Source organism: Actinomadura graeca, from assembly GCF_019175365.1.
Lineage (GTDB): Bacteria > Actinomycetota > Actinomycetes > Streptosporangiales > Streptosporangiaceae > Spirillospora > Spirillospora graeca.
Genome location: NZ_CP059572.1, coordinates 3,383,823 through 3,395,971 on the forward strand (window position 1 = coordinate 3,383,823; position 12,149 = coordinate 3,395,971).

The 12,149-nt window shown below is 73.3% G+C and carries 10 protein-coding genes; 3 read left to right on the forward strand and 7 right to left on the reverse strand.

Annotation, left to right across the window (positions count from 1 at the left end; translation table 11 throughout):
- Positions 1 to 120 precede the first annotated feature (120 nt).
- Together AGRA3207_RS14865 and AGRA3207_RS14870 are read right to left on the reverse strand one after the other, a co-directional pair.
- Complete coding sequence (locus AGRA3207_RS14865; RefSeq protein WP_021594342.1) at positions 121 to 384, reverse strand: WhiB family transcriptional regulator; 264 nt, start codon at positions 382 to 384, stop codon at positions 121 to 123.
- Positions 385 to 584: 200 nt separating this feature from the next.
- Positions 585 to 1,511 (reverse strand): hypothetical protein, encoded by a 927-nt coding sequence (locus AGRA3207_RS14870; protein ID WP_231335219.1) that lies wholly within the window; start codon positions 1,509 to 1,511, stop codon positions 585 to 587.
- A 186-nt stretch (positions 1,512 to 1,697) separates the two neighbouring features.
- Between AGRA3207_RS14870 and cofD the strand changes: the two genes are divergently transcribed.
- The 3 genes from cofD to AGRA3207_RS14885 are packed head-to-tail and all read left to right on the forward strand — an operon-like array spanning position 1,698 to position 6,521.
- Positions 1,698 to 2,654, forward strand: coding sequence for a 2-phospho-L-lactate transferase (cofD, locus tag AGRA3207_RS14875; protein ID WP_231335220.1), 957 nt, complete (start codon positions 1,698 to 1,700; stop codon positions 2,652 to 2,654).
- Positions 2,651 to 3,937, forward strand: a complete 1,287-nt coding sequence (locus tag AGRA3207_RS14880) for a coenzyme F420-0:L-glutamate ligase (protein WP_231335221.1) — start codon at positions 2,651 to 2,653, stop codon at positions 3,935 to 3,937. The genes cofD and AGRA3207_RS14880 overlap by 4 nt, the downstream gene beginning before the upstream one ends.
- 46 nt (positions 3,938 to 3,983) lie before the next feature.
- Complete coding sequence (locus AGRA3207_RS14885) at positions 3,984 to 6,521, forward strand: bifunctional FO biosynthesis protein CofGH (protein WP_420830884.1); 2,538 nt, start codon at positions 3,984 to 3,986, stop codon at positions 6,519 to 6,521.
- On the opposite strand, the gene AGRA3207_RS14890 is transcribed toward AGRA3207_RS14885, so the two are convergent.
- From AGRA3207_RS14890 to AGRA3207_RS14910, 5 genes are all read right to left on the reverse strand, one after another.
- Positions 6,518 to 7,462, reverse strand: coding sequence for a LysR family transcriptional regulator (locus AGRA3207_RS14890; protein WP_231335223.1), 945 nt, complete (start codon positions 7,460 to 7,462; stop codon positions 6,518 to 6,520). The genes AGRA3207_RS14885 and AGRA3207_RS14890 overlap by 4 nt on opposite strands.
- A 367-nt stretch (positions 7,463 to 7,829) precedes the next feature.
- A complete protein-coding gene (locus AGRA3207_RS14895; protein ID WP_231335224.1) occupies positions 7,830 to 8,789 on the reverse strand; it encodes a DNA-3-methyladenine glycosylase family protein in 960 nt (319 codons plus the stop codon).
- Positions 8,782 to 9,849 carry a mannose-1-phosphate guanylyltransferase gene (gene manB, locus AGRA3207_RS14900; RefSeq protein WP_231335225.1) on the reverse strand — a complete coding sequence of 356 codons (1,068 nt, stop codon included), beginning with the start codon at positions 9,847 to 9,849 and terminating at the stop codon, positions 8,782 to 8,784. Before manB ends, AGRA3207_RS14895 begins: the two co-directional genes overlap by 8 nt.
- 143 nt (positions 9,850 to 9,992) lie before the next feature.
- Positions 9,993 to 11,120 carry a glycosyltransferase family 4 protein gene (locus AGRA3207_RS14905; protein WP_231335226.1) on the reverse strand — a complete coding sequence of 376 codons (1,128 nt, stop codon included), beginning with the start codon at positions 11,118 to 11,120 and terminating at the stop codon, positions 9,993 to 9,995.
- A 264-nt stretch (positions 11,121 to 11,384) separates the two neighbouring features.
- Entirely contained in the window at positions 11,385 to 12,098 is a 714-nt protein-coding gene (locus AGRA3207_RS14910; RefSeq protein ID WP_231335227.1) for a class I SAM-dependent methyltransferase, read from the reverse strand.
- Positions 12,099 to 12,149: the final 51 nt, after the last annotated feature.

The following is a 12,149-nucleotide window of genomic DNA, read 5'->3' on the forward strand; positions in this document are numbered from 1 at the left end:
GCGGGCACGCTCCGGATCTCCGGAGATCACGACCGCGTCACGCGCGGGCCCGCCGTCCGGGTGCCGCGGCGCCGCTCCCCTTCGGCGTCCGCGCCGCCCGTCGCGGGCAGGCCGTCCGCGCTAGACGGCCTGGCGCTTCAGCTTGCGGCGTTCGCGTTCGGAGAGACCTCCCCAGATGCCGAAACGCTCATCGTGCTGCAGCGCGTACTCCAAGCACTCCGTTCGCACCTCGCATGCCCGGCACACCTTCTTGGCCTCGCGAGTGGAGCCGCCCTTCTCCGGAAAGAACGCCTCCGGGTCCGTCTGCGCGCACAGGGCGCGCTCCTGCCAGCCCAACTCTTCACCGTCTGTGCCGTGCGCCAGCGGGATGACTACCTCGCTCACAGCGCACCTCCTACCCGTGGAGCCCCCTGGTCAATGCCTTCCCTCGAGCTCCTTCCCCCGAGAAGGCATAGAAATCACACCCATGAAATTACACGCGTGTAGCGCCCGCCCCGTCAAGCGGAACGAGTTTCGCGGGGGACATAGCCGGTTATGTCGGCAGTCGCGGGAGGGTCTTCGGTTGAAGATCAGTTAATGGGGGCTCACTGCGGGGGGCGGTTGTCCCGATACCAGTCGCCGGACTCCTCCGAACCCCGGTCTCCCGGCTGCGGCGCGGGCCGGGTGCCCTGCGGGTCCTGGCCGCCGGAACCGCCGTAGGCGCGGGTCCACTCGCCCATCTCCTCCTGCTCGGGCTGCTGTCCCGGCTGGGCCGCGGGCTGCTGGTATCCGGCGTACTGCTGGTACTCCTGCGACTGCCCGGACCCCGGCTGGCCGTACTGCTGCTGCCCGTACTGCTGGCCGTAGCCCTGCTGCTCGTACCCCGGCTGGCCGCCCTGCTGCTCGTATCCGGGCTGCCCGCCCTGCTGAACCTCGCCGCCCTGCTGCCCGTACTGCTGGTATTGCTGGTACTGCTGCTGGCCGTAGCCCGCCGGCTGGCCGTACTGCTGCTGACCGGGCTGACCCTGCTGGTAGCCGAAGTCGGAGTATCCCTGCGGCATCTGCTGCTGACCCTGCGGGCGGGGCGGCTGCATCCCCTGGAAGACGGTGAACACGAACCATGCGGCCACACCGACCACGGCCAGCTTGCCCGCGCCGACGAGGAAGTACGCCAGCTTCGTGGCGGCCTTCACCTGGAACTCGTCCGAGCCCGCGAGCATCCCGCCGAGCCAGCAGATGACGCCGAACAGCGCGATCCCGCCGAGCACGCCGAGGGCGCCCATCGTGATGGTGCGCGCCTGCGGGGTCGGGGTGTCGCCCCAGGTCGCCAGCAGCACCGCCAGGACGAGGAGGGCGGCGACCGCGAAGTGCGTGAACAGCCCGCCGCCGGTCTCGTTCAGGGCACGGTAGCTGAACCCTCCGTCGCCGCCGCCGAGGAGCAGGATGATGCCTGCCAGCAATTGCACGCCCGCCGCGGCGAGCAGCACCCAGGCGGCCGGTTCGCGCAGGCGCTGGACGGCTTCCTTGTTCACGGCGACATCTCCAGACCGAGGCAATCGGATGACACGGGAAGTTTATTGCAATCCCGGCCCAAGGATCTCCCGTTGCGGGCCTCCCCTCGTCCCGGATCGTGCGAACCTGGCATCGCCCCGGCGGGCGGGCACCGCGCCCGCGGGACGGCGGGCCGCGCCGGAACGGGGCCTGGCTAGTCTGGGCGCATGAAGATCGTGGCGTTGGCGGGCGGCATCGGCGGGGCCCGCTTCCTGCGGGGGCTGCGCGCGGCGGCCCCCGAGGCGGAGATCACCGTCATCGGCAACACCGGGGACGACATCTCCCTGTTCGGGCTGCGCGTCTGCCCCGACCTGGACACCGTGATGTACACGCTCGGCGGTGGCATCGACGAGGAGCAGGGCTGGGGACGGGCCGCCGAGACGTTCGCCGTCAAGGACGAGCTCGGCGCGTACGGCGTCGGCCCGTCCTGGTTCGGTCTCGGCGACCGCGACTTCGCCACCCACATCGTGCGGACGCAGATGCTGGCGGCCGGGTACCCGCTGTCGGCGGTGACCGAGGCGCTGTGCGACCGGTGGCGTCCGGGTGTCCGGCTGATCCCGATGACCGACGACCAGGTCGAGACGCACGTGGTGGTGGAGGACGCCGGGAACGGGCGCCGGGCGATCCACTTCCAGGAGTGGTGGGTGCGGCTGCGCGCGTCCGTCCCGGCGCTGTCGATCGCGGCGGTCGGCGCCGAGGACTCCAAGCCCGCGCCGGGCGTCCTGGAGGCGGTGGACGCCGCGGACGTCGTGCTGTTCCCGCCGTCGAACCCGGTGGTGAGCGTCGGCACGATCCTCGCCGTCCCCGGCATCAGGGACGCGGTCGCGGCGAAGACGGTCGTCGGCGTCTCCCCGATCATCGGCGGCGCGCCGGTGCGCGGCATGGCCGACGCCTGCCTGGCCGCGATCGGCGTGGAGACGTCCGCGCGGGCGGTCGCCGAGCACTACGGCCTCGGCCTGCTGGACGGCTGGCTCGTCGACGACGCGGACGCGGACGTGCGGGTGGAGGGCATAGAGGTGCGCTCCCGCCCGCTGCTGATGAGCGACCCGGACGCGACGTCCGCCATCGCGCGCGCCGCGCTCGACCTGGCCTTGGAGCTGAAGCGCGCGGAGGACGTCCGGTGAGGCTGACGGTGTTCGGCGTCCCGGGGCTGCCGGAGGTCGCCGAGGGCGACGACATCGCGGCGCTGGTGCCCGCCGGGACGGTCGAGGACGGTGACGTCCTGGTCGTCACGTCCAAGATCGTGAGCAAGGCGGAGGGGCGGGTCCTGGTCGCCGGTGACCGGGAGAAGGCCATCGACGCCGAGACGGTCCGGGTGGTGGCGCGGCGGACGCACGCGCGCGGCGAGACGCGGATCGTGGAGACGCGGCAGGGGCTGGTGCTGGCCGCCGCGGGCGTGGACGCGTCCAACACGCCGCCGGGCACGGTCCTGCTGCTGCCCGAGGACCCCGACGCGTCCGCCCGGCGGATCCGCGCGGGCGTGCGCGAGCGGCTCGGCCGGGACGTCGCCGTCATCGTGTCCGACACGCTCGGCCGTCCCTGGCGCAACGGGGTCGTCGACGCCGCCATCGGCGTCGCGGGGCTGGCGCCGCTGAGCGACCTGCGCGGGCGCGACGACGCCTACGGCAACCGCCTGGACGCCACGATCACGGCCGTCGCCGACGAGGTCGCCGCCGTCGGCGAGCTGGTCAAGGGCAAGCTCGGCGGGGTGCCGATCGCCGTGGTCCGCGGCCTGTCGGCCCTGGTCACGCCCGAGGACGGGCCGGGAGCGCGGGCATTGGTCCGCCCGGCCGCCGAGGACATGTTCCGGTACGGCTCGTCGGAGGTGCTGCACGCGCGGCGGACGATCCGCGAGTTCACCGCCGACCCCGTCGACCCGCGGGCGGTGCGCCGCGCGGTCGCCGCCGCGATCACCGCGCCCGCGCCGCATCACACGACGCCGTGGCGGTTCGTCCTGCTGGAGTCGCCGGAGTCCCGCACCCGGCTCCTGGACGCGATGCGCGACGCGTGGGAGTCCGACCTGCGCCGCGACGGCTTCTCCGCGGAGTCGATCGCCAAGCGGCTGCGCCGCGGCGACGTGCTGCGCCGCGCCCCCTACCTCGTCGTGCCGTGCCTGGTGGCGGACGGCTCCCACGATTATCCGGACGCCCGCCGCTCCACCGCCGAGCGCGAGATGTTCGTGGTGGCGGTCGGCGCGGCCGTGCAGAACCTGCTGGTCGCGCTGGCGGCGGAGGGCCTCGGCTCCTGCTGGGTGTCGAGCACGATGTTCTGCCGCGACGTGGTCCGCGAGGCCCTGGACGTCCCCGACGAGTGGGATCCCATGGGCGCCGTGGGCATCGGCCACCCCGCGGCCCCGCCGAGGGACCGCCCCCCGCGCTCCGCCGACGCCTTCGTCCGCGTGCGCTGACCGCGGCCGCCGCGATCCCCCGACCTAAGATCCCCCTATGGAGGGCATGGCTAATTCGGTGCGCCGGGCGTTGGCCCGGGCGCGCGACGGCAAGACATTGGACCGGTCCGAAGCCACGACACTGCTGCATGCCCGCGGGGCGCAGCTCGACGATCTGCTCGCCTACGCCGCCCGGACGCGGGACGCCGGGCTGGAGGCCGCCGGGCGTCCGGGGGTCATCACCTACAGCCGGAAGGTCTTCATCCCGCTGACCCGGCTGTGCCGCGACAGGTGCGGGTATTGCACGTTCGCGACGGTCCCGCACCGGCTGGAGTCGCCGTACCTCGGCCCGGACGAGGTGCTGGAGATCGCCCGGCAGGGCGCGGCGATGGGTTGCAAGGAGGCGCTGTTCACGCTCGGGGACCGTCCCGAGGACCGCTGGAGGCCGGCCCGCGAGTGGCTGGACGCGCATGGCTACGACGACACGCTCTCGTACGTGCGCGCGATGGCGATCCGTGTGCTGGAGGAGACGGGGCTGCTGCCGCACTTGAACCCCGGTGTGATGACCTGGCGGGACTTCCAGCGGCTCAAGCCGGTGGCGCCGTCCATGGGGATGATGCTGGAGACGACCGCGACGCGGCTGTTCAGTGAGAGGGGCGGGCCGCATTTCGGGTCCCCCGACAAGGACCCGGCGGTGCGGCTGCGGGTGCTGGAGGACGCGGGCCGCACGAACGTGCCGTTCACCACGGGCATCCTCATCGGGATCGGGGAGACGGCCGGGGAGCGCGCGGACGCGATCTTCGAGATCCGGCGGACGATGCGGGAGTACGGGGCGGTGCAGGAGGTGATCGTCCAGAACTTCCGCGCGAAGCCCGACACCAAGATGCGCGACACCCCGGACGCGGAGCTGGAGGAGCTGGCGGCGACGATCGCGGTGGCCCGGCTGGTCCTCGGGCCGAAGGCGCGCGTCCAGGCGCCGCCGAACCTGGTGGCCGACCAGTACGCGCTGATGCTGCGGGCCGGGATCGACGACTGGGGCGGGGTGTCGCCGCTGACGCCCGACCACGTCAACCCCGAGCGCCCGTGGCCGCAGATCGACGAGCTGGCCGCGCGGACGGCCGAGGCCGGTTTCACGCTGCGGGAACGGCTCACGATCTATCCCGAGTACGTCAGGCGCGGCGAGCCGTGGCTGGACCCGCGCCTCGCCGGCCACGTCGCCGCGCTCGCCGACCCGGAGACGGGCCTCGCGCGCGAGGACGCCGTCCTCGAAGGCCGCCCGTGGCAGGAGCCTGACGGCGGTTTCGCCGCGTCCGGGCGCACCGACCTGCACACCACGATCGACACGGCCGGCCGGACCGGCGACCGCCGCGACGACTTCGACGAGGTCTACGGCGACTGGGACGCGCTGCGGGAGCGCATGGCGGCGCCACGCCGGTTCGACGCCGACGTGAAGGCCGCGCTGGCGAGCGCCGAGCGCGACCCGGCCGGACTCTCGGACGACGCGGCCCTCGCGCTGCTGCACGCGGACGGCCCGGAGCTGGACGCGCTGGCGGCCCTGGCCGACGGCCTGCGCCGCGACGCGGTGGGCGACGACGTCACCTACGTCGTCACGCGCAACATCAACTTCACCAACGTCTGCTACACCGGCTGCCGCTTCTGCGCGTTCGCGCAGCGGCGCACCGACGCCGACGCCTACACCCTGTCGCTCCAGCAGGTCGGCGACCGGGTGGACGAGGCGTGGGACGCGGGCGCCACCGAGGTCTGCATGCAGGGCGGTATCCACCCGGACCTGCCCGGCACCGCCTACTTCGACCTGGCGCGTGAGGTGAAGAGCCGCGCGCCGGACATCCACCTGCACTCCTACAGCCCGATGGAGGTGGTGAACGGCGCGTCCAGGGCGGACCTGTCGATCCGGGAGTGGCTCCAGGCCGCGCAGGAGGCCGGGGTCGACTCGCTTCCGGGCACCGCCGCCGAGATCCTCGACGACGACGTCCGCTGGGTGCTGACCAAGGGCAAGCTGCCCGCCGACCAGTGGGTCGAGGTCGTCACGACCGCGCACGGGCTCGGGCTCCCGACGACCTCGACGATGATGTACGGGCATGTGGACGCCCCGTCCCACTGGGTCGGCCACATCAAGCTGATCCGGTCGATCCAGGAGCGGACGGGCGGGTTCAGCGAGTTCGTGCTGCTGCCGTTCGTCCACCACAACTCGCCGATCTACCTCGCGGGCCTGGCGCGGCCGGGGCCGACCGTCCGGGAGAACATCGCGGTCCACGCGCTCGCGCGGATCCTGCTGCACGGCGCCATCGCGAACATCCAGACGTCCTGGGTGAAGATGGGCGACGAACTCTGCACGCGCGTCCTGCAAGGCGGCGTCAACGACCTCGGCGGGACGCTGATGGAGGAGACCATCAGCCGGATGGCGGGCTCGGAGAACGGCTCGTTCAAACCCATCAGCGAACTGGAGGGGATCGCGGCGCGCGCGGGCCGTCCCGCCAGGCAGCGCACCACCCTCTACGGCGAAGTACCACCGGAACGCAGAGAAGCAGCCCGCCGCACCGACGGCATAGGCACGTTCGGCCGTCTTCCCCTCACCCCCATCTAACGGCTCCCCCGGACAAGGGTGGGGCGTCCCGCGGCCAGCTCGTCGGCAGAGCGGCGCAGGGCCTCCAGGACGGCGCGGACGGACGGGCGGACGTCCGCGCCGACCCTGGTCCACAGGACCATCCGGCGGTCGACCCGCGCCCCCGCCACGTCCCGCACGACGATGCCGTCCTCCAGCTCCGCCAGCGCCAGGTCCGGCAGGAGGCACGCCGCGCCGCCGCGCGCGACCATGGCCAGGATGACCAGCATGTCGTTGGAGCGGTAGCGGACGGACGGCCGGAACCCGCCGAGCTCCACACACGTCCGTTCCAGCAGGTCGGCGTGGTTGGTGCCGACGTGACCGGTCACCCAGGGCTGCCCGGCGAGTTCGGACATCCGCACGGGCTCGGCCCCCCGCGCGAGCGGGTGCGCCTCGGGCAGTGCGATCCGCATCATCTCGGTGATCAGCACCTCGGACGTCAGCTCCGGACGGCGCGGACGCGGCAGGTGCGAGTACTCGTCGGTCAGGACCACGTCGATCTCCCGCAGCACCAGCGCCTGGAGGACGCGGACGAACTCCTCGTCCAGGACGTCCACCACCAGGTCGGGGTAGGTCTCGGCGAGCCGGGGCAGTGACGGCGCGAGCACGTGCAGCAACGCCGTCTGGAAACCGACGAGCCGCACGACCCCCGCGACCCGGCCCCCGGCGGCGACCGCCGCCTCCTCGGCACGCTGCGCCCCCGCGAGCAGCCTCTCGGCATGCCCGGCGAGGACCTCGCCCGCCTCGGTCAGCCGGAGCCGCCTCCCGGCACGCTCGACCAGGCGGACCCCCACCTCCCGCTGAAGCTGGGCGAGCTGCTGCGAGACCGCCGACGGGCTGTAACCGAGCGCCTCGGCGACGGCGCCGACCGTCCCGCGCAGCTTGAGCTCGCGCAACACCCGCAACCTGCCCAGATCCAACATGGTCACATGATCCCCGATGACGGCTCACCGAGGCCGGGCGCGGGCGGGGGGTGGGGCGGGGGCGCCATAGTGAAGGGATTCTTACAGAATCCATCCAGAAACAGTCGCTGGACCTGAACGATGGACCGAGTCAAACTAGAGGTGCGACGGGACAGAGGCGGAGACCCCGCCCCACCCCGATCGCCCCGCGCGGGAACGTCACGGCCCTCCGGCCCCCTGCGATCCCAAGGACGAACCATGTTGGTCATGCTCGCGCTCATCATCGCCCTCGCCGTCCTCGGCCCCCTCTTCGGCTCCGACAGCCGCGACGGGCTGGACTGGGCCCCGAACCACTTCTGGCTGCGCCGCCGGTCCCGGACGGGAAAGGTCAGAACGAGCGATAGTCCCGCACCGGCATGCGCGGGCCGCGCCTCGGCGGACGCCTGCCGGACGATCCCAGCAGCAGGGTGACGCGGTGGCGGTGCCCCGCGTACGGCTCCAGCAGTTCGAGCATCCCGGCGTCGTCGACCTTCCGCCCGAGCAGCGCCCAGCCCACGATCCCGGGCAGGTGGTAGTCGCCCACGGAGACGGCGTCGGGATCCCCGGCCGCGCGCTGGCGGACCTCGGCGGCCGTCCAGACCCCGACGCCCGGCAGGGACCGCAGCCGCGGCTCCGCCGGGTCCTCCTCCAGCCGTCCCGCGACGCGTGCCGCGCCGATGATCGTCCGGGCTCGGACGGCCTCCAGGCCCGACCGGTGCCACGCCCACGACGGGATCCGGATCCACACCGCGGGCGGCGGCGGGACCCGCATCCGCAGGCCGGCGGGGGCGCCCGGGGCGGGCTCGCCGAACCGGCGCAGCAGGTATCCCCAGGCGCGCCACGCCTCCTCGGCGAGGACCTTCTGCTCCATCACCGCGGGCACGAGCGCCTCGAAGACGCGGCCCGTCCGCCCGATCCGCAGTCCCGGGCGCCGCTTCAGCTGTTCCCGGACGATGTCGTGCCGCGCCTCGAACGCCTCGGGCGCGTCGTCCTGCCCGAGCAGGGCGGGAATCCCCTCCAGGAGCCATGCGGCCCCCGGGCCCCACGCGGTGCAGTCGATGATTTCACCGACCCTCTGTAGCCGAACGGTTCCGGCGCCGTCCGGAGTATGGGATGTTCTCCAAATCGCACCGTCGCGGTCGATCCGGAACGCGGGATCATGAGGGCCCCGCCGATGCGGCGCCAGGACGGAGTGCAGATCGACCGGCCACGGCGGGCGCCATTCGCGCCGACTCCCGGAGCCGTGTCCGGGGAGCCGCCCAGCGGTCGGCTCCCCGGGCACCCGGGCGGAGACCGTGTCCTCAAGCATCGGTGGAGAACCGCACGGCCGTCGGCGGAAGCTCGATGCCGGGCCAGACGCGCAGGCCGCCGCACAGCTCGTTGCCCGGCCCGACCACGGCGCCGTCGCCGAGGATGACCTCGTCCAGGACGGCGCCGGGCCCGACCCGCGCGCCCCGGCTCAGCACGGACCCGCGCACCGTGGCGCCCTCGGCGACGAACGCGTCGTCCAGGAGCACGCTGCCCAGGACGGTCGCCCCCGCCTCGACGACCGCGCCGCGCCCGACGGTGGTGCCGCCGCGCACGACCGCCCCCGGCGACACGCTCGCCCCGGCGAGGGTGAGCCGCTCGCCGGGGTCGCCGGGCATCGCGGACGAGGCGAGCCTGCCGAGCACCAGGTCACAGGACCCGCGGACGAACGCCTCGGGCGTCCCCACGTCCAGCCAGTACGCCGGCTCGACGTGGCCCATCACGACCGCGCCGGACGCGATCAGCGCCGGGAACGTCTCCCGCTCCACCGAGACGACCTCGTCCTCGGCGATCGTGTCGATCGCCGAGCGGCGGAAGACGTAGCAGCCCGCGTTGATCTGGTTCGTCACCGGATGTGAGGTCTTCTCCAGGAACGCGGTGACCCGCCCGCCGTCGTCGGTGGGGACGCACCCGAACCGCGACGGGTCCTCAACCTCGGTGAGGTGCAGCGTCACGGCGGCGCCCGCCTGCTCGTGCAGCTTGACCTGCGCGGGGACGTCGTGCCCGGACAGGATGTCGCCGTTGAGGATCAGCACCGGGTCGTCGGGGCCGCAGGTCAGCGCACGCGCCGCGTTGCGGATCGCGCCACCGGTGCCCAGCGGCTGACGCTCATCGACATAGGCCAGGTCCACGCCGTGGGCGTGCGCCCCGAAGGCGGCTTCGAACATCTCCGCGCGGTAGGACGTCGCGAACACGATCCGCTCGACCCCCGCCGCGTGCGCGCGCGCAAGCTGGTGCGCGAGGAAGGCGACACCCGCCGTGGGCAGCAGCGGCTTGGGGGTGGAGATCGTCAGCGGGCGCAGGCGGGTTCCCCGCCCTCCCACCAGCAGGATCGCTTCCACGGGCTTCCTTTCGCGCGCCATGAGTCACCGGGCCGTCGATCCAGCAAAGCCTAAGGGCCCAGCAGACCGCCCCCGGCCCGATGAGGCAAAGCCCGAAAGCCCAGCCGACGACCTGAACCTCAGCCGTCACACGAGCGCTCGCTCTAAACCCCTACCGCTTGCTCGTAGGAGGCCATGTGGGCTCGCGCGGACGCCGTCCAGCTGAAGCCTTGGGCGCGGGTCTGCGCCGCCTCGGCCAGTTCCGCGCGGCGGACCGGGTCGCCGATGAGGGCGGTCAGGGCGCGGCCGATGCCGTCGGGGTCGGGTTCGGTGTAGGCGACCGCGTCGCCGCCGACCTCCGGCAGGGGGCCGCGCCGCGTGGTCAGGACGGGGGCGCCGCACGCCATCGCCTCCAGCACCGGCAGGCCGAAGCCTTCACCGCGGCTCGGCAGCGCCACCACGAGCGCGCCGCCGAAGAAGCCGGGGAGCAACGCCCACGGCAGGTACCCGGGGCGCAGGACGCGCAGCTGGAGCGGGACGGTCGCGAGCGCCGCGTCCACCTCGTCGTCCCAGCCACCGCCTCCGGCGAGGACGAGCGCCGGGGGCTCGGCCAGCTCCGCGCAGGCGCGCACCCACCCGCGGATCAGGTTCGGGACGTTCTTGCGCGGCTCCAGCGCCCCGAGGTAGGCCACGTACGGGCGTCCGTGCAGGCCGAGGCGGTCGGACACCTGCTTGGTCTCCAGCTCGGCGGGCGGGTGGAAGACCTCGTGGTCGACGCCGTGGTAGGCGACGTCGATGTGGGACGGGTCGGCGTTCAGGAGGCGCACCAGCTCGTCCCGCGTCGCCCGGGACGGCACGATCAGCCGTGTCGCGCGCCGCGCCGCGGTGCGCGTCGCCGACTTGACGTAGGTCGTGCGGACCGGGTCGTGCGGCTCGGGCTCGGCGAACATCGTCACGTCGTGGATCGTGACGACGGTCGGCAGGACCGCGCTCACCGGCATCGTGTAGGTCGGCAGGTGGATGACATCGGCGCCGACGCTCTCGGCGACGTACGGCAGGCCCGACTGCTCCCAGGCCAGCCGGGTGGCGCGGTGCGCGAGGGCCGCCGGTCCGGCGACGATCCGCGCGCCGGGCGCGAGTTCCCCGTATCTCTTCTCGTCGGCGCGCTGGCAGGCGACCGCGAGGTCGGCGCCCTCCGCGCTCAGGGCGGCCAGCAGGCCGTCCACGTACCGTCCGAGCCCGCCCCTGTCGGCGGGCACGGCGGTGGCGTCCAGCAGGATCCGAGGCGCCACGGTCCACTCCCCCATCCCGGCCCCGCCCCGAAGATCCGGGGCCGCAGTGGCGTAGATCACTCTTTACCCCCGAGCCTACGCCTGCCGGGGCCCGGATCGTGCGATCTCCGCCGCCCCCGAACGGCCATGGCCGAATGGCGCATGAGGTCAGCCTTAAGGCCGCCTCAACCGTCACGCCGGCGCGCTACCCGCCGGGGAGATCGCGAAGCGATGACGCGCCGCCCGAGCCCGCCCGAGCCCGTCCGAGCACGGTCAGGGGTCGGATCAGGCATCCCCGCGTTTGCGGGCCTGGATCAGGACGATGCTGCCGCGCTCGTTCGGGGCGGTCCGGTCGGCGAGGGCGACCAGCGGCGTGAGCGGGGCCGCGGCGTTGAAGCCGACCTTGCCGCCGTACGTCGACAGCGACAGGTACAGCCGCTCGGTCGCCGCCGTGCGGAACTGGTAGGAGTGGCGCACCAGGTCCAGGCCGCGCTCGTCCATCAGCTTGCGGAGGCTGCCGTGGGTGTAGGTGTGCTGGACGTGGTACCTGGACTTGTGCGCGTCGCGCAGCTTCGGCCAGGCGTCGGCGCGGCTCAGCACATCGGCGGACATGAAGATCTCGCCGCCGGGCTTGAGGACGCGCGCCATCTCGTCCAGCGACCTGCCGCCGTCGTCGAAGTGCTCGATCGCGCACACCGACAGGATCGCGTCGAAGGACGCGTCGCCGAACGGCAGCCGGAGCGCGTCGCACTCGATCAGCGCGGGCGCGTGGGCGAGCGTCCGCCCGTAGACCATCTTCTTGCGGGCCAGGTCGATCGAGACCGCATCCGCGCCGCGCCTGCGCGCCTGCCCGGCCCAGTAGCCGTCGCCGCCGGCGACGTCGAGGACGCGCCGGCCGCGCAGGTCCCGGCCCATCCAGGCGAGCAGCGTCCCCGCCTCGCGGTACCGGCACACGTGCACCTGGTGCCCCATGAAGGCGACCACATCCGAGAGTTTCATCATCCCCAACTCTAGGGCGAGCGCGCGGCGGCGAGGTCGCGTTCGCCTACC

Coding starts and splice junctions, on each gene's coding strand:
- AGRA3207_RS14895 (WP_231335224.1), bottom strand. CDS start 8,789: ATGCTTGAGGACACGGTCTCCGCCCGGGTGCCCGGGGAGCCGACCGCT.
- AGRA3207_RS14885 (WP_420830884.1), top strand. CDS start 3,984: ATGGCTAATTCGGTGCGCCGGGCGTTGGCCCGGGCGCGCGACGGCAAG.
- AGRA3207_RS14910 (WP_231335227.1), bottom strand. CDS start 12,098: ATGAAACTCTCGGATGTGGTCGCCTTCATGGGGCACCAGGTGCACGTG.
- AGRA3207_RS14890 (WP_231335223.1), bottom strand. CDS start 7,462: ATGTTGGATCTGGGCAGGTTGCGGGTGTTGCGCGAGCTCAAGCTGCGC.
- cofD (WP_231335220.1), top strand. CDS start 1,698: ATGAAGATCGTGGCGTTGGCGGGCGGCATCGGCGGGGCCCGCTTCCTG.